The sequence below is a fragment of the Leptothoe sp. EHU-05/26/07-4 genome (assembly GCF_043421015.1).
Taxonomy (GTDB): domain Bacteria; phylum Cyanobacteriota; class Cyanobacteriia; order Phormidesmidales; family Phormidesmidaceae; genus Leptothoe; species Leptothoe turfae.
Genome location: NZ_JAXSQV010000007.1, coordinates 645789 through 662344 on the forward strand (window position 1 = coordinate 645789; position 16556 = coordinate 662344).

The window sequence follows — 16556 nt, forward strand, 5'->3', positions numbered from 1 at the left end:
ACTATGTCGTTCGATTCGCCACCCACTACAGACCCGCATCCCGATTGGCATGACTTACTCGCAGGCTATGCCCTCGGCGATTTATCACCGGAAGAGCAGGCCACACTTCAACAACTTTTGGCTCAGCGACCTGAACTGCAAGCCGAGGTATTGGCATACCAAGAAACCTTGGCCCTGGTGCCCTATGCCCTAGATCCCCAATCTCTACCTGGCGGTTTGGAAGAGACTATCGTCGCCTCAGCCCAACAACTCAAGCAGTCGCCTATGGAGCCTAGAAAACCAGCAACCAGAAAACCAGCCCTCGGATCAAGGCAACCCAGAGCATGGCAGCGCCGCTGGTACGCGGTCGCCATGGCAGCGGCCCTAATGATTGCCATCATAGGGACAGACAACTATCGGTTGCGGCAGCAGCAGACGAGCCTGCAAGCCCAGTTAGACAATGCTCGCATGGAACAGCAAGCCGCAAAAGCTGAGCAGCGAACTCTACAAGCCAAACTGGATGAATCCCAGGCCCAGCTAAACGAGGCCAACGTTGAGCCAGTGATCGATATTCTCCGCCAGCCCAATGCCCTGGTGTATTCTCTGCAAGGTACCGGTAATGCTGTCAAGTCATCGGGCAGTTTATTGACCCTGCCTGATCATTCAGAAGTTCAGCTGGTGTCCCACAATTTACCGGTATTACCAGCAGGACAGATCTATCGTCTCTGGTCAGTGGCAACAGAAACGTCAGACCCCATGTTTTGCGGTGAGTTCAATAACACTGAAGTGGGGAATGTGCAGTGGACAGTCCCGGACACCCTCTGCAACGCCACCCCTTTTAGAGTGATCATTACCGTTGATGCCATCGTCGATCCCCATGTTCCGAAAGGTCCACCTGTATTAACTGGTGAGATTTGACCCTAGAAACATCACTGACGAGTCGTGTAGTCTAGGCTACAAAAATTTAAGATTGGTTTAGGGCCACCTCAGTAAAATCTCAGACTTAATGCTCATCCTGGTAACTGAAACAGTCTAATTTGATACCAGGAGGTCCCTATGAAAAGCTGGCACGCTTCAAATAGGCTTTCGAGCGGGATCTTAGCAGCCGGATTAGCACTGGCAATGCCGATGCATGCGATGGCTGCTGTTTCTCCACCACAGCTCGAAACCGATAGTCCCCAGTCCCATACGACCATTACGGAATGGCATTGGCGCGATATGGTGTTCTAGGCACATGGGCCATTAACTGAGGTTGAGCGGATCGACATCGATGGTGAGCCTGACGGATTTGGGTAAGTGCGATCGCAATGATGTCAAATCCGGCACTGGCCTTTCCAATGGCAGTTTTAGTAACACATGCCAGCGGAAGCGTCGCGCCACCCGCAAGATAGGTGCTGGCGTCGGACCCAATACACTAGGTCCCGCCAGGTCAAGATCGTCCAATGACGCCGATGGGTCCTTAGTGGGGGCAATCAACTTCTGTAGCTTCTGAGCACATTGTTGCGCAGCCGCTTCAGCCTCAGTCTCCACTGGGCTGGTGAACCTTAACAGCACTAAGCGACCATAGGGTGGATAGCCTAACAGCTGCCGGTGCTCAATTTCCTGACTGATGAAGTCATGATAGTTATGGTCCTTAGCAGCCCCAATTACCGGATGATCTGGGGTGTAGGTTTGCAAAATGACTTGTCCTGGTCGTTCACCTCGTCCGGCTCGCCCAGCCACCTGGGTCAAGGTTTGGAAGGCGCGTTCCCCCGACCAGTAGTCCGGCATGTGCAATAGTCCATCGGCAGCAACGATACCCACCACCGTAATTTGAGGCAGGTCAATGCCTTTGGTCAGCATTTGCGTACCTACCAAGACATCCGCCTCACCGGCTGCAAACCGCTGTAACAAAGCCCGATGAGCCCCCTTTGCCCGCGTCGTATCGCTATCAAACCGTAGACAGCGCAACCCTGGAAACTGATTCTGCAACTCATGCACAATCCTCTGGGTACCACTGCCAAAATATTTGAGGTAAGGCGATTCACAACTGGGGCACAGGTCAGGATGTCGTTGCCCATAGCCGCAATAATGACAGCGCAGGTAAGCGGTACCACCATCCTGCGGTTGATGATATGCCAGGGATACATCGCAGTCTGGGCACTGCATGACATGGCCACAGCTGCGACAGGAAACAAAGCGACTATGGCCACGACGATGAATAAAAAGTAAACCTTGCTCACCCTTAGCTTGCATCTGTTCTAAGGCCGTTGTGAGCGAACGACTAAAGACAGAACGATTGCCAGCCTGAAGTTCAAGGCGCATATCGACCACATTAACGGGGGGTAACGGCCGTTGATGCACACGATTGGGCATGGTCAAATAATGCTGTGTGGGCGTTCCATGGAATGCTCCCACAGCATTATTTGGATCTGTCACCGCAACCCAGGTGTCCAGCGCAGGCGTTGCCGAACCCAACACTAACGGACAATCCGCCATCTCTGCCCGCCACCTGGCCACGGTGCGGGTGTGATAGCAGGGGGCTGGCTGGTCTTGCTTAAAACTACTGTCGTGTTCTTCATCCAGCACAATGAGTCCAAGGCGGGGGAGTGGCAGGAAAATGGCCGAACGGGTACCAATTACCACCTGGGGTTCGCCATCGAGCATCTGTCGCCAGGTGTCATAGCGCTCACCTTCGGACAAACCACTGTGGTAAACACACACTTGCTCACCAAACCGCGCCCGAAATCGGTCTGTTAGCTGGGGGGTAAGTCCAATTTCAGGCACCAACACTAATACTGAATCTCCCGCCTTTAAACGCGGCGCAATGGCCTGTAGATATACCTCCGTTTTGCCAGACCCCGTTACACCATGCAGTAAGACCTGGGCATAACCAGACAGCTGATTGAGGGTAGATAGCCCATGAAACTGCTCATCTGTGAGTTTTTTCGGATGGTCTGCGGGAGCTTGCGAGTGATGACTCACCCGCAAACGCTCTCTTGGCTCAATCAGCAGATAGCCTTTAGTTGCGAGTCGCTGCAGAGTGGCACTGGTCGTTTTTAGTCGCTGTAGGGCATCACTGAGCCATAGGTCACCCCCATGACGTTTCAGAGTGATTAAAATTTCCTGCTGTCGGTTAGTTAGGTCGTCTGTGGGAACATTAGGAGCCAGTAAACTCACGGCCTGGCGCTGTTGGGGGCGGGGGGGTTTGGGAAGCGCTAGATAACTCTCTACCCACCCCTGATGCAGTAGCTGATCTAACCCCGCCTTGGCCCGTTCATGTTGACGTCGCAAATAGCGCCATGTGTAATCGCCTTGAGGCGAGCGACGCAGGCTTTCTATCAGAGCCTGCGCAGGCGGACTCAGGGCGTCTAACCCAGATAAAAAGGCCGTATCTTGGGGTAAAGATTTGAGGCGAATTCTGCGTTGAGAACGCCCTAACAAACCAGGTGGCAAAGCTGTTCGAATCACCTGAATCAGGGGAGTCTGATAATAATCAGCAACTTGTTCTAATAATTTCCAATAATCTTTAGAAAAAAAGCCCTGACTGATAATTGTGTCGATATTACGGAGCTGATAATCCAGGTTTGGCATTGTTGCCATTGAGGACAAACGAATTGCGATCGCACCTAGCTGACGTCCCCCAAAGGTCACACTGACAATATCGCCAGGTTCAACGCATAAATTCCCAGAAATTCCATATGTATAAAGTTCCTGTATCCCAGGGCAATCTACCAGCACTTCAACAAGCTCAACAGCATATGGAGAGGGGGGTTCAGGTTGAGGCATGCAATCTAAATTAATAATAAACATAGACGTCTATAGACGTCTAACAAACAAAAAATAAAGGACTTAAGTTATTAAATAAAAAACAAAAATAAGCGGTTTTTAAGCATGATTTCCGGATTAAATGTCATGAAAACTTTACATGGCGCAACGAATGGAATCAAACGTTACAAAAGCTACAAAAACCTTGATAAATAAGAGTTTTCATCGTTCAGAAAATATCACAATGGACAGTGCTCCAGAATCAGATTGGTATAGTGTAATTGGGGCTGCATACAGTCTCATCTGAATTGATAGTTAACGACGTCCTTCGGCTACATTTTCAGAACCCTTCAGGCACAGATTTTTTCTTGCGGAACTATGGCTCCTTCTGTTAATTCCCCAGAAACAGCAGTAATTGAACCTTGGACTGAGGTAGACCAAGCGCCCAAACCCGAGAGCGAGAATCGTCAAGATAGTCAGTTTAACGAAGAATCAAATCTCCCTGGTTGGAATCGATCGGAGAGTGCTGATCAAGAAGAGGAACTCAATGCTGATCCAGCCGCTGAGCTGACCGCAGAAGTAGCCTCTGCCTATAAGAAGACCCTGGCTGATGATGCTGTCGGAGCGTTCTTTAAAGAAATGGCGCGCTACCCTCTGCTGAAGGCTGATGAGGAGATTGAGCTAGCTCGTCAAGTTAAGTTTCTAGCTGATGTAGAAGCTTTATCCAAGAAAATGGGTGAGGAGCTGAAACGTACTCCCACTCGCCTGGAAATGGCCAGTGCCTTGCACTGTAGCGAAGCTGATTTTCAACATCGCCTACAGTATGCCCGCAGTGCTAAGCGCAAGATGATTCGCTCTAATCTGCGTCTTGTCGTTTCCATTGCCAAGCGTTATCTCAATCGAGGTGTGCCATTTCTGGATTTGATTCAGGAGGGTGCTCTGGGGCTAAATCGCGCAGCTGAAAAGTTTGATCCAGACAAAGGCTATAAGTTTTCTACCTATGCCTACTGGTGGATCCGCCAGGGTATTACCCGAACGATTGCCAATGATGCAAGAACCATTCGATTACCGATTCATATTGTAGAAAAGCTCAATAAACTTAAGAAAACTCAGCGAGAGCTTCGAAAACAGCTGAACCGCACCCCTACTGAGGCTGAACTAGCGGCAGAATTAGATTTAACTCCTGAACAGTTGCGCAGTCTACAGCAGGTGCGGCGCAAATCTTTATCTCTGAATCATCGCGTAGGAAAAGGCGAAGATACGGAGCTAATGGAACTGCTGGAAGATGGCAGTACTCTGTCGCCTGAGTCTCGGATGAATGAGTCCATGATGCGTCAGGAAATATCTGATGTTTTGACAGAGGTACTCACAGAGCGTGAAAAGGACATTATTTCTTTGCGCTATGGTTTGACCACAGGTGAACCCCATACCCTTGAAGAAGTGGGTGGTATTTTTAATCTCTCTCGGGAGCGGGTACGTCAAATCCAGACCAAAGCAATGCGCAAGCTCCGTCGTCCTCAGGTTGCCTCTCGCCTGAAAAACTGGCTGCGATAGCATTTGGCATCTCTAGGACAGCTGATGTAGTTACTTTAATAATCGTCTAAACCCCCTGATACAGGTTGGTATCAGGGGGTAAGCGAGTGATTCCTTAACAGTGCAAGGGGATCAGGATTGGTATGTACTGTTACAAATTACGCTGTAGCGTTGGGGACACATTTTTTTTAATATTTTTCTTATGATATGTCTGAACACTACGGGTGTAAGGGATTATATGGACTATAAGCAGGAACGAATCACGACGATTCATGACTTTGGTTGCGATATATCGCGATTGGAGGAGCGTTCACTGGAGCTGACTCGCGATACGCCAACCGCTGTTTTAATTCCATCCCTTTATGACGAGCTAGAAAGACCCGCTCTCAGCCGTATTCGCGATCACCTTAAGGATTGCGCATTCGTGAATACCGTCGTCGTCAGTCTCTATGCAGATACGCCAGAGCAGTATGCTAAAGCGGTTGAGTTTTTTGACCCTCTACCTCAGAAGACTCATATCATTTGGGAGAATGGCCCCCGCGTCATAGCGTTGCTCAAGCAACTCCAGGATAAGGGGCTTGATATTTTGATGCACCGTGGTAAGGGTCGAGCCGTCTGGCTAGGTCTGGGATTGGCGACGCTGCATGCTGGCGCGATCGCACTCCACGATGCAGACATTATTACCTACGATCGTGCCTATCCCCTCAAGCTTCTCTTTCCTCTCTTAGAGCCTGAGTTTGGTTTTGCCTTTACCAAAGCCTACTACGCTCGCATCGGCAGCGAACCCCGAAAAATCAATGGTCGCGTCACGCGCCTGTTTGTTGCCCCATTACTCCATTCTTTGATGGATGTATGGGGGCACCGGGATTACATCTCTTACTTATCGGCTTATCGATATCCCCTCTCCGGTGAGTTTGCCCTAACCAGCGATTTAGCATTGACTACTCGTATTCCAGCTAACTGGGGTTTAGAAGTTGGATTGCTAGCCGAGGTTTATCGGAACGTCGCCCTCAAGCGAATCGCCCAGGTAGATCTGGGCACCTTTGACCATAAGCACCAGGATGTGGGGCAATCACCTAGCCAGGGACTGCAAAAGATGTGTCGCGACATTTTGCACTCCCTACTGCGCACATTGACGGAAACAGAGCAGGTCGTCATTGGCAAAGATCAGTTGCGATCTCTACGCATCAAGTTTCGCCGTGAAGCGCAAGACCTGGCACGGCAGTATTTTGTCGATGCCAAGTTCAACGGGTTACAGTACGACCGTCATAAGGAGGAAAACACCCTTGAACGGTTCGAAGAAGTGATTATCAAAGCCGGTGATCAGTATCTAGAGGACCCCACTGGGACTGAAATTCCTGATTGGACCCGTGCCCTGGCTGTCATGCCAGATCTGCGTCAGCTTTTAGGTCAGGCAGTTGCTGATGACATGCAGGAGGTAATCGACAAACGTGTGCTCCCTTTTGTCAATTTGGGTGAGAATAACGGTCACGAAAACCACTCAAGTGCTGAAGATCTGGTTTTCACCTCATGAATTATGACTGTGTGGGGTCGTTCCATGGAAAGACCCCACACAGTCGTTAAAGCGCGACTCGGTTGCTAGAACTGCGGAAGGTGACATTTACACCTTCGCTCGTTTGTTCCAGCACTAACAGTGGAGTAGGCTTTGCTTTTTGATCCCAATGCATGGTGGCTAAGCGCCCTAACAATGTGGGCTGCCAAAATTTATCGTCTCGATCAGGGCTTAGGAAGTTCTCGATACAGTCGATAATTTCTTGAACCGTGATCGACGTTGCTTGAGTGGGTAGCTTGACCAGCTTAATTTGAATTCGAAAGAGCACTCGCTTTTTCTTTTGGTTGTCTTGAACCGTCTGATACTCGACATCAAAGATTTGGTCTACAGCCCGTGGTTTGGAGGCAATGCCGACGACTCCCTGCTGTGCCTGTTGTGGACGGAGTGCCACAGTGATGCGCTGCTTGACCTTCACCTTAAGCTGGTTGAGCACCGAAAAATGGAACTGCTTCTCTTCCATTCTCATCCTGAGGTAATCGAGGTTGAAATCTCGAGAATGCACCAAATCAGGATTTTTCTCCATCTTGCTGATGGTCGTCAGCGCCAATTTAACGCGCTTCTGAAGCTCTTTATTCTTGTAAGCCTCAAATTTGAGCTTTTTGCGTACCCGCGAAAACTGTATCTGAGAAACAATTCCCAGAATCAGTAATAGCACCGCTAAACCGATCGAAGTATACAGCCATGGATTCTTTGGTTGAGCGACAGCTACAGGAGTCTGAGCTATCAAAGGATTGAGCTCACTAACAGAATGAGACATAGCTAAGGAATAGTGCTATCCGGTTACATTTAGCATGCCCTGGGCAAGGGTTTCCGGACTAAGAGGATATATCTAAACACATGTAAAGCCTCTGTGAATTTTCGATGGCCATAGGTGCAATTAGTGACGCCATCGTGCGCGATATCCCCGAGCATCCAAATGGCTCAGCCTAGGGAAACGGCGATAGCGCCCTAATCCACCGGGCCACCAAGGATCCAATGCCCAGTAGATCTGATCTCCAGAAAGACCATCGACATAGAAGTCGATGGCATCACCCACAATGTGACGACTATTGGAAGCTCCACCCACCTGCCGATTGATATCGGGTGGACGATACCAGCTGGTGATATGAAAGGGACGACCGATGCGATCGCGAGCTTGCTGAGCCAGCTTAGCAAGGCGCACCATAGCATCTACAGTAGACTGATTGGGAGGCATGCGTGTACCGCCACGGGTAGCCTCAGCCCAGGTAAAGTTGCCATTGGGAATAATTGAAGCCCCTAACTGAAGATTATGGGGTGTCCAACGGCTGGGGCGTGGTGGCAGGGGTGCAGGTTTCGGAGCTGGCGGTGCTTCGACCGAATCACGATTAGCACGGGTCATACGCCGCACATCATCGAACAGCGACTGAATCGAATCTACACGCCGGTCTAGCTTTCGCCAGATTTGCACCAGGCGGATCAAAGCCTCTCGTTGCTCTTCGGTCTCTTTATAGACATTGGGCACATTGTCGATAAAGGCCAGTAAAGCCTGATCGACTTGCTTAGCCGCTTTTGCTAGGGCAGGGGGATTATTCTTATTGGCACTGAGAAACTGTGGCGTTACCCCTAGCTCGCTCAAAGCGGTCGGGCGTGAATCCAGTTCCTTCCACATCCGATAGGTTTCCGTCAGTGCAAATCGATGATAGCCATCCCCTTTGTAGTGGTCAGGAAGCCGTTGCACAAAAGCAATCAAGGCCGGATCTACAATTTGCAGGTTGGTTTCATTGGCCCGTGGATCATGGGAGCGCAGCCACTCGATCGCCTCTTCCCGGGAATCTACCTGCCGCCATAGTTGGGTTAAGCGCAACAGTGCTTCTCGCTGATGGGGATAGCCAGAATAAAAGCGAGATACCTGGCGGATAAAGTTGGTTAGCTCTTTATCCAGGGCTGCCTCATCCACTACATCATTGTTGATGGGAACTTTCATGGCTTCAATGGTACTCCGGTGAGAGTCCAGCTTGCGCCAGATGCGGGCAACCTCCAGTAGTGCTTCTCGCTGAAAATCTAGACGACTGTAGTTGGGGGCGATGCGATCGGCTAATGCCAGTAGCTCATCATCTAATTCGGCCAAATTATGGGGCAACTCCTGTGCACCATAGTCATAGCTAATGTCTTCAAGATAGGCCGCTAAAAGCTTTTCAGCATTACAGCTTTCTAGGCGCGCGGAGTTTTCTTCAGCCCCTGGTGGCATATAGCCTTCAGCAATCCGCTCGATGAAGCGATCGCTGTAGCGCCCCTTGGGGGCATCCCATAAATCGCTGCCACTCCAACCATTGGCAGTCAGGGTATTGGTTAGCCCTCGTAATGTATTGGCAGCATACTGTACCTGCTCAGGAAAGGTGTTGACCTGAGCCACTGCAATCTTATTGGCAGGTGCTATACCCAGACCCGTTTCACCATCCATCAGCCGGGGAGCCTGATGTACCGTATAGAGACCCGCCAGAATGGGTTTATGAATACCGGCTCGTTCCGCCTCTAAGAGATAGTAGTAGTTGCGCTGATCGGGTACGAGTGTTGCCATAGATTAATGGGCTCAAACGTTTTACCTTGACAAGGATAAGTGACTATTGGGTGTCTGCCATCTGCACAAATTACGGTAGAGCAATTAAGAGTTGGCTGCTAACGCTTCTAACGTATATCAGTTTCTTGATAACAAGGGAATTACTTAATCAAAATCTAGTGCTTGTCTGGCACCATAGCCCTTAGAAATAGGCAGAAGCAGTATAGCAACGATGGCATCAAATCGGTTACAGGCACTCACAACCCAGGCATGTCGCCAAGCACTGGCTCAAATTCGGCTATTGGCAACAGATATGGATGGCACCCTCACCCACCAAGGTGAATTTGCTCCATCTTTGCTAATCACCTTAGAAAAGCTCAAAGCATCAGGCATGCCTGTATTAATCACCACTGGACGTTCAGCAGGTTGGGTCAATGGGTTACTACACTATCTGTCTGTGGAGCTTGCGATCGCAGAAAACGGCGGACTCTATTTCACCAAAACCAATAGACATCCCACATTCCTACAACCGCTCGCCAACGACCATAGACAGTTGCTATTACAACAATTTAACCGGTTACGCCAACAATACCCTCAACTCAAAGAATCCAGCGATAACCCTTTTCGTCTAACGGACTGGACCTTTGATGTGACCGGATTGAGTCTAGACGATTTGCAGTGGATGACTAGCAACTGTCATGAAAACGGTTGGGGATTCACCTACAGCACCGTGCAATGCCACATCAAACCCTTGCCCCAAGACAAAGCTAGCGGTCTAGCCCAGGTCGTCGCCCAGCAATTTCCAGATCTAGCCCATCACCAAGTACTCACCATTGGTGATAGCCCCAACGATGAAAGTATGTTTGATCCTGCACAATTTCCCCATTCCGTTGGTGTGGCCAATGTTCGTCACTATTTAGATACGCTGACCCATCACCCTTCGTTTGTCACCCAGGCAGAAGAGGGCGCAGGATTTGGTGAGTTGGTGGAAGAACTATTCGACGCAATCAATCGATGAATCTAGAGATGAATGTAGAGGCGTTCCATGGAACGCCTCTACATAGGTTCCATATTTCTCCTTTTCCATTGCCCCGCAGCGTTAGACAATATTATCCGACTCAATTCTCATAGCTATGGCAGACATTCTGCGGGCAAAGCGCTGGACAATTTCACGAATACTTATGTGGATGGGCATCGCCATCACCCTGTTGTTTGTCATCGTTGCCCTGTTTGCACCGCTGATGCAGAACTGGGGATGGATCCAGGATCCATTGGTGACGTTGGAAAACCCCATTCATGTACCACCGTCTGGTGAGCATTGGTTTGGCACCAGCCGCCAGGGCTATGATGTCTTTGCTCGTACCCTCTTTGGAGCACGGGCAGCCTGGCAGGTGGTGCTGTTGGCAACGGCCATGAGTGTGGTGGTGGGCGTTCCCTTAGGCATGGTCAGCGGTTATCTCGGTGGCAAGCTGGACCGGGGTCTGCTGTTTTTCATGGACACGATCTACACGCTGCCAGTGCTGCTTTTGGCCGTCACCCTAGCCTTTATTTTGGGTAAGGGTGTGGTGAATGCAGCTGCGGCCTTGAGTATTGCCTATGTGCCTCAGTACTACCGGGTAGTGCGTAACCACACCGTTAGCCTGAAAACGGAGCTGTTTGTCGAGGCGGCTCAGGCCATGGGAGCTTCGACATGGGCCGTGCTGTCTCGATACCTATTTTTGAATGTGGTGCAGAGTGTGCCCGTACTCTTTACCCTCAATACAGCAGATGCGGTACTCATTTTGGGGGGGCTGGGGTTCCTAGGCTTGGGACTTCCAGACGAAGTACCTGAATGGGGCAGTTCCCTACGTCAGGCATTGGACGCCCTCCCCACAGGTATTTGGTGGACCGCACTCTTTCCAGGACTAGCCATTACGGGCATGGTGACCGGGTTATCCCTCATCGGTGAGGGCTTAAATGATTTGGTTAATCCCCTAGTGCGCAAAGAAAACTGAACGGCGTGAGTCTGCGATCGCAGTGATCACGATCACATGCAAGATTCAGTATGACTTAAGTCACTCTTATGCAGAGTTCAGGGTCGTATCAGATATCGGTTAGCTAAAATTGAGATAGTTAGAACAATCGTTCATGACCCTTTGGGGGTTACTACCATGAAAAAAGCACTGACTGCATTGTTTGTTACTGGATTGACTACTGTTACCTTGGGTTCAGTTCTGGCAGCACCCAGTTCAGCTGACCTTCTGGAAAGCATTGGCATTGGCGCTGGTACAGGTATTGTGACCGGTACCGTTGTCGGTGACAACGCAGGTGTCGACGACATTGTTAACGGGGCGGCTGCTGGAGCGGCTGTTGAGGCCGTACGCGGTAACAATGACGATTCCAGTTTGGTTCAGGATGCTGCTGTGGGCGCTGCCGCTAGCGGTGTCGTTGGCATTATCACCAATGACGATTCCTTCATTGAAAATGCCATTCAAGGGGGCGCTGCAGGCGCACTGATTAATGTTCTTGACTAGGGTCAAGGCGTTCTTGACTAGGGTCAAGGCGATTTCAGATTAAGTTTTTGCACAGTTATTAACGCTTCAAGACAATGGGTCATATAACCCTACATAGAAAAAGCCCCGTATCTACCTACCGATGCGGGGCTTTTTTGTACATTGTCAGGACAGGAGCAAACGGACTAGACATAAGGCAGGGTGGCACAAGGCACCACCCTTACGAGATATTTGTGAACTGAACCAAGGCATTAAATTTAGTGTCAGGAGGATTCAAGGCGTCTGCGCCATTCGTCATCAATTTTGTCTCGGTTCTCGATCTCTTGGTCAATCAGATCAGTCTCAGTGGTGTAAGCCAGGTTGTCTTTACTAACAATGGTTTCCATCGCAAACTGCTTGGCATAGTCAAGTTTGCGTTGCACCGTTCTGCCCACAAGGTTCTTACGCTGAGTATTACGGTCTTCAATTTTCTGGTTTTGCCGCTGCATTCTGAAGTAGCGAATGGCAGGGATGCCGAGAAAAGCAACGCCATAGGCTAGGAAGAGATCGCAGAGGGAATAGACCAGATCAACAAAGCCTCCGTCGGTAAAGTCAGCCGCAATAAAACTGAGATAGATGGAGCCAACGACTAGCAATGTGCCAAGACCGATGGCAATGGCGACTTGATTGGAGCTGGCACTGGTAAAGCGACGTTTGGCTTCTTTAAGAAATGCAGGTACTGACTGGGGTTTCTGATTTTTAGCCGTTACCTGGAGCTCGGGGAAGTAATAGACGAGGTCACCTTGGGGACTGACGTTAGGCCGACCGTTAAAACGACTGAGGGCAGGAATTACGTAGTCTTCAAGGTCGTCGTCGAGGTTGGCGTTTTCGAGATAGGGAGCTAGCTGTTCAGCAGAGACGGCACCGCGATTGTTGCGAATGACGGTTGCGATCGCACCCCACCGCCGTTCATCCAAATCCTTATTCGGGTCACCATCGCCAAACAAGAACGAATACACACCTTCCAAAAAATTCAGCTCACTACCCTGGCGATTGCGATCTCGTGACGAATAGTCATACTGCCGACCATACTGCCGACGGGGGCCATAGCTAAACCAGTAAAACCAATCCCGACCAATCCACAGCCAAGGATTAAACCCTATACCGCCACTATAGCTGCCACCGCGATTATCATCTTCCCGCTGGGACTGCATACTAATTTGAATCGCAATGATGGCCGCAAATACCAGCACCACCGCCAGAATCAGCATGAGGCCAAAGGAAATGCGAATCAGGTAAAACAGAACCGCCCAAATTTTTTCCCAGGTTTCCTGCCAGCGCAGTTGCCAATATTGATTACGCAGAATTGCTCGAAACTGAGGGGAAAACTCATAGGCAATGTCCCCCGTCTCAGACACTTGCATGTGGGCCTGGGTTTCAGATGCTAAGGCCAAAACCCCAGCTTCCGCCTGGCTAATATTGAGACCAGTTTTAGCAGCCACATCACCTACGGTTACCCGATATTTCAGGGTTTCGACCGCTTTCATGATGTCCTTATTTAGCTCCATAGGTTCCTTTAGGGGCCTTATTGTAGCGATGATTCTTAGTATAGAAAGCCTTATCGATCATCTGCCATGACGGTAAAGGTGTGGGTTTCCATATCCATATGATCCACCACCTTAGACGGTCATGTAGGCGGAGCGCTCTGCCAGATCTCAAACACCAAAAAGGCTGAATGACTTAGCATCCAGCCTTTCCAGATTTTGCAATGTGCATCAAAATGTTTGGAATTGTAGTCAATCAGTAGCAACTATTTATTGCCAGTAATCTGATCCTTTACATCCCCCAAACTGCTCAGTAACTCGCTGCGATTGCTGGCTTTTAGCAAAAATCGATAGATAAACCAGCCCGTATAAATTAGACCAATAAGCTCCATCGTAGGAGCTAGTACTGGGATATCGTTAATCGACGCCAAGACAGCAAAGGTTAGTTTGATGGCAATGAGGGCACCGAAGACTAGACCAATAACTGTGAGTGGCCGTTTGTACTCATTAAACGTCTCAACTACGTAAGTCGGTGAATCCCCAAGTACACTTGCAACCTTAGCCAAAATTTCTTTGGCCTGTTCAGTGGTATCGGTCGTACTTTGAGTTGTTACGTTCTCTTCAGGGGGATTGATATCGGTGCTCATCTTTATATGGAGTATTAACAACCTAGGAGCGGATTTCCCTCGCTCATTTGCCATGCGGCTAATGAACCAGCTTAGTTATCAGCTTCTGAAACTAAACTAGAGTTAGTCCAAATGCAAGCTGCCAACCGCGCATTAGGCACATGCCAGATCTTGCATAGCTGTGTGCAAATCAATGCACTTTAAAATAGTTTATTCTGACTTCATAGAAAAATATTATCGTTCATCGACATATAGTCAATTTCAATCATTGGCCCCAATGCATTATCAAAACATTTCAATTTGAGACTGCTTTGTCGTTGAGGTGGATGTCATGACTAAAATGAGAGCTACCGAATTCTGCAAGGGCTTATCGAAACCATCTACGGCGAGCTGAAAGGTCTTAAACCTAGTCAGCTCAAGCAACTACGTCGTCTATATCATCAGCGCATTCCGGGTAGTCAAATCACTAACCGTGAATTTGCCCAGCGTCTGGCTGCCATCAGTACTGATATCAATCAGCCAGTTTGTAGTTATATTGACCGGCGGGGGCATGTCATCCGCGTCGGTGTTGGCTCCCCACGGCAAACTCAAATTCCAGCCATGGAATTACCACGATATGGTGCCGAGCGACTGAGTGGTATTCGCTGCATTGCCACTCAACTGAAACAGGAACCACCGGGAAATGCTGCGTTGACGGCCATGGCCCTACAGCGGTTGGATGCGCTAGTGCTGCTGACGCTAACCGGCAGCGGTTTTCAGCGTAAGGGCGGTGGTGCCACAGGTTACATTCGTGAGGCTTACTTGGCCCATTTAGTTCCCGATGAGACCCAGCGCTGGTCAGTATCAGCTCCAATGGATTTGGAAAGCATCAGTCTGGAAGATTTTACTGACTTGACTGAAGGTTTGGAGGAGGAATTTCGGCGTCTGTTTGTGGCGCAGCAAGTAGATGCGAGCCACGACCGTGTACTGTTAGTGGGTTTACAAACCGATCGGATCTCTACCCGACGCTTTCAAAGCGGTCTGGAAGAAATCATTCGACTCGTGGAAACTGCCGGTGGCGAAGTTTTAGAAACCCTCAAACAAAAGCGAGCTAAACCTCACCCTCAAACTGTGCTGGGGGCGGGTAAGGTCGATGAGGTGGCCCTAAAGGCTCAAACCTTTGGTGCAAGTTTAGTGGTCTTTGATCGGGATCTATCTCCAGCTCAGGTACGCAGCCTGGAGCAACGAATTGGGGTGCGAGTAGTGGATCGTACCGAGCTGATTTTAGATATCTTTGCCCAGCGGGCGCGGACAGGTGCGGGCAAGTTGCAGGTGGAGCTGGCTCAATTAGAGTATCAGTTGCCGAAGCTGACGGGGCGCGGTCAGGCCATGTCTCGACTGGGGGGTGGTATTGGTACCCGTGGTCCCGGTGAAACCAAATTAGAAACTGAACGACGGGCCATTCAAAAACGAATTACGCGGCTACAGCGAGAGGTAAATCAGTTACAGGCTCATCGTTCGCGGCTGCGACAGAATCGACAGCATCATCGGGTGCCTTCTGTTGCCGTGGTGGGCTATACGAATGCAGGTAAGTCTACGTTGTTGAATACGCTGACCAATGCGGATATTTATGCTGCAGATCAGTTGTTTGCAACGTTAGATCCAACAACAAAAAAATTATCCGTGGTGGATAGTGACACCCATGAGAAACGGTCTATGGTCCTGACCGATACCGTGGGGTTTATTCAAGATTTGCCACCGTCTCTTATGGATGCATTTCGAGCCACATTAGAAGAAGTTACCGAAGCAGATGCGCTGATGCATGTGGTGGATTTGTCTCATCCGGCTTGGCAAGATCATATTCGCTCGGTGATGGGGATTTTGGGACAAATGCCAACAACACCAGGGCCAATTTTATTGGTATTTAACAAATTGGATGCAGTGGATAGTGATACTCTTGCGGTTGCTAAGGATGAGTATCCCCAGGCATTGTTTATTTCAGCTGCGCAGAAGCTGGGGTTGGAGACGTTGCGACAGCGTTTAGTGCAGTTGGTAGATTATGCTGTGGCAGGCTAGGAAAGAGTTAGTCAATAGCAGCGATAGATTTTGCAAAATTTGAGACTGAAGAAACCAGACCTGAGGCCGATAAAGTGCTATTCCTCACAATATCCTCACACTTCCCGCGTAGTCTAAAGATGTTGAAAATGCTGGTTCAGCCTGCTGTTAAATGATTGCAGCTCACAGTTGTCATCTTGGGCATAGCGTCAACAAGATAGCCAAACCCGATGACCGTTGTATCAGTATTTAGCTGTAGTAGGAGATAACCCATCATGATCCGCATAAATGGCAACTCTCTTAAATGGAAACCCCTGAAGTGGTGGCTATTGGCATTAATGGCTCTAATTTGGGCGTTATGGGTTAGTCAAAATCCATATTTAATTAGACCCGTTTATCTGTTGTAACATCTTGAAACTGTTTTGTCGGTAGGCCACACCAGCAATGGCTCTATCACCTATATTGTGGTTAGAAAATCACAATTATCATTTCCTGAACCAGCTACAGGGCAGTAGGTTCCAAATTGACTGT

At 49.4% G+C, this 16556-nt stretch carries 13 protein-coding genes; 8 read left to right on the forward strand and 5 right to left on the reverse strand.

Features of this window, described 5'->3' with window-relative positions:
* Positions 1 to 3: 3 nt before the first annotated feature.
* The gene (locus U2F10_RS27295; RefSeq protein ID WP_499873833.1) at positions 4 to 897 is read left to right on the forward strand and encodes an anti-sigma factor domain-containing protein; all 894 of its coding nucleotides are present in this window, start codon (positions 4 to 6) and stop codon (positions 895 to 897) included.
* A 138-nt stretch (positions 898 to 1035) separates the two neighbouring features.
* Positions 1036 to 1209 (forward strand): hypothetical protein, encoded by a 174-nt coding sequence (locus tag U2F10_RS27300; RefSeq protein ID WP_499060165.1) that lies wholly within the window; start codon positions 1036 to 1038, stop codon positions 1207 to 1209.
* A 12-nt stretch (positions 1210 to 1221) separates the two neighbouring features.
* Here the strand turns inward: U2F10_RS27300 and priA are convergent, their stop codons facing one another.
* On the reverse strand, positions 1222 to 3747 hold the full coding sequence (gene priA / locus U2F10_RS27305; RefSeq protein WP_499873834.1) for a primosomal protein N': 2526 nt from the start codon (positions 3745 to 3747) through the stop codon (positions 1222 to 1224).
* 357 nt (positions 3748 to 4104) lie between these two features.
* Between priA and U2F10_RS27310 the strand changes: the two genes are divergently transcribed.
* A complete protein-coding gene (locus tag U2F10_RS27310; RefSeq protein ID WP_163663829.1) occupies positions 4105 to 5280 on the forward strand; it encodes an RNA polymerase sigma factor, RpoD/SigA family in 1176 nt (391 codons plus the stop codon).
* A 217-nt stretch (positions 5281 to 5497) separates the two neighbouring features.
* Positions 5498 to 6793 carry a glycosyltransferase family protein gene (locus tag U2F10_RS27315; RefSeq protein ID WP_163663827.1) on the forward strand — a complete coding sequence of 432 codons (1296 nt, stop codon included), beginning with the start codon at positions 5498 to 5500 and terminating at the stop codon, positions 6791 to 6793.
* Positions 6794 to 6839: 46 nt separating this feature from the next.
* Here the strand turns inward: U2F10_RS27315 and U2F10_RS27320 are convergent, their stop codons facing one another.
* Positions 6840 to 7589: a hypothetical protein gene (locus U2F10_RS27320; RefSeq protein WP_163663825.1), complete on the reverse strand. Its 750-nt coding sequence runs from the start codon at positions 7587 to 7589 to the stop codon at positions 6840 to 6842.
* A gap of 120 nt (positions 7590 to 7709) precedes the next feature.
* A complete protein-coding gene (locus U2F10_RS27325) occupies positions 7710 to 9371 on the reverse strand; it encodes a D-Ala-D-Ala carboxypeptidase family metallohydrolase (protein ID WP_163663823.1) in 1662 nt (553 codons plus the stop codon).
* Between the two features lie 211 nt (positions 9372 to 9582).
* On the opposite strand from U2F10_RS27325, the gene U2F10_RS27330 reads away from it, so the two are divergent.
* The 3 genes from U2F10_RS27330 to U2F10_RS27340 all read left to right on the forward strand — a co-directional run bounded on the left by U2F10_RS27330 (position 9583) and on the right by U2F10_RS27340 (position 11863).
* Positions 9583 to 10368, forward strand: a complete 786-nt coding sequence (locus U2F10_RS27330; RefSeq protein WP_499873835.1) for an HAD family hydrolase — start codon at positions 9583 to 9585, stop codon at positions 10366 to 10368.
* 115 nt (positions 10369 to 10483) lie between these two features.
* Positions 10484 to 11344, forward strand: coding sequence for an ABC transporter permease (locus tag U2F10_RS27335; protein WP_006517528.1), 861 nt, complete (start codon positions 10484 to 10486; stop codon positions 11342 to 11344).
* 156 nt (positions 11345 to 11500) lie between these two features.
* Positions 11501 to 11863, forward strand: coding sequence for a hypothetical protein (locus U2F10_RS27340; protein ID WP_006517529.1), 363 nt, complete (start codon positions 11501 to 11503; stop codon positions 11861 to 11863).
* Between the two features lie 242 nt (positions 11864 to 12105).
* On the opposite strand, the gene U2F10_RS27345 is transcribed toward U2F10_RS27340, so the two are convergent.
* Both U2F10_RS27345 and U2F10_RS27350 read right to left on the reverse strand, forming a co-directional pair.
* Entirely contained in the window at positions 12106 to 13389 is a 1284-nt protein-coding gene (locus U2F10_RS27345; RefSeq protein WP_163663819.1) for a hypothetical protein, read from the reverse strand.
* A 242-nt stretch (positions 13390 to 13631) separates the two neighbouring features.
* Complete coding sequence (locus U2F10_RS27350; RefSeq protein WP_250564912.1) at positions 13632 to 14012, reverse strand: CAAD domain-containing protein; 381 nt, start codon at positions 14010 to 14012, stop codon at positions 13632 to 13634.
* 348 nt (positions 14013 to 14360) lie between these two features.
* Here U2F10_RS27350 and hflX point away from each other — a divergent pair, with 348 nt between their 5' ends.
* Positions 14361 to 16046, forward strand: a complete 1686-nt coding sequence (gene hflX, locus U2F10_RS27355) for a GTPase HflX (protein ID WP_499060187.1) — start codon at positions 14361 to 14363, stop codon at positions 16044 to 16046.
* Positions 16047 to 16556 lie beyond the last annotated feature (510 nt).

What these genes read in the sequence shown, in the direction of transcription:
- U2F10_RS27295 (WP_499873833.1), top strand. Translation starts at nt 4, where the DNA reads ATGTCGTTCGATTCGCCACCCACTACAGACCCGCATCCCGATTGGCAT.
- U2F10_RS27300 (WP_499060165.1), top strand. Translation starts at nt 1,036, where the DNA reads ATGAAAAGCTGGCACGCTTCAAATAGGCTTTCGAGCGGGATCTTAGCA.
- priA (WP_499873834.1), bottom strand. Translation starts at nt 3,747, where the DNA reads ATGCCTCAACCTGAACCCCCCTCTCCATATGCTGTTGAGCTTGTTGAA.
- U2F10_RS27310 (WP_163663829.1), top strand. Translation starts at nt 4,105, where the DNA reads ATGGCTCCTTCTGTTAATTCCCCAGAAACAGCAGTAATTGAACCTTGG.
- U2F10_RS27315 (WP_163663827.1), top strand. Translation starts at nt 5,498, where the DNA reads ATGGACTATAAGCAGGAACGAATCACGACGATTCATGACTTTGGTTGC.
- U2F10_RS27320 (WP_163663825.1), bottom strand. Translation starts at nt 7,589, where the DNA reads ATGTCTCATTCTGTTAGTGAGCTCAATCCTTTGATAGCTCAGACTCCT.
- U2F10_RS27325 (WP_163663823.1), bottom strand. Translation starts at nt 9,371, where the DNA reads ATGGCAACACTCGTACCCGATCAGCGCAACTACTACTATCTCTTAGAG.
- U2F10_RS27330 (WP_499873835.1), top strand. Translation starts at nt 9,583, where the DNA reads ATGGCATCAAATCGGTTACAGGCACTCACAACCCAGGCATGTCGCCAA.
- U2F10_RS27335 (WP_006517528.1), top strand. Translation starts at nt 10,484, where the DNA reads ATGGCAGACATTCTGCGGGCAAAGCGCTGGACAATTTCACGAATACTT.
- U2F10_RS27340 (WP_006517529.1), top strand. Translation starts at nt 11,501, where the DNA reads ATGAAAAAAGCACTGACTGCATTGTTTGTTACTGGATTGACTACTGTT.
- U2F10_RS27345 (WP_163663819.1), bottom strand. Translation starts at nt 13,389, where the DNA reads ATGGAGCTAAATAAGGACATCATGAAAGCGGTCGAAACCCTGAAATAT.
- U2F10_RS27350 (WP_250564912.1), bottom strand. Translation starts at nt 14,012, where the DNA reads ATGAGCACCGATATCAATCCCCCTGAAGAGAACGTAACAACTCAAAGT.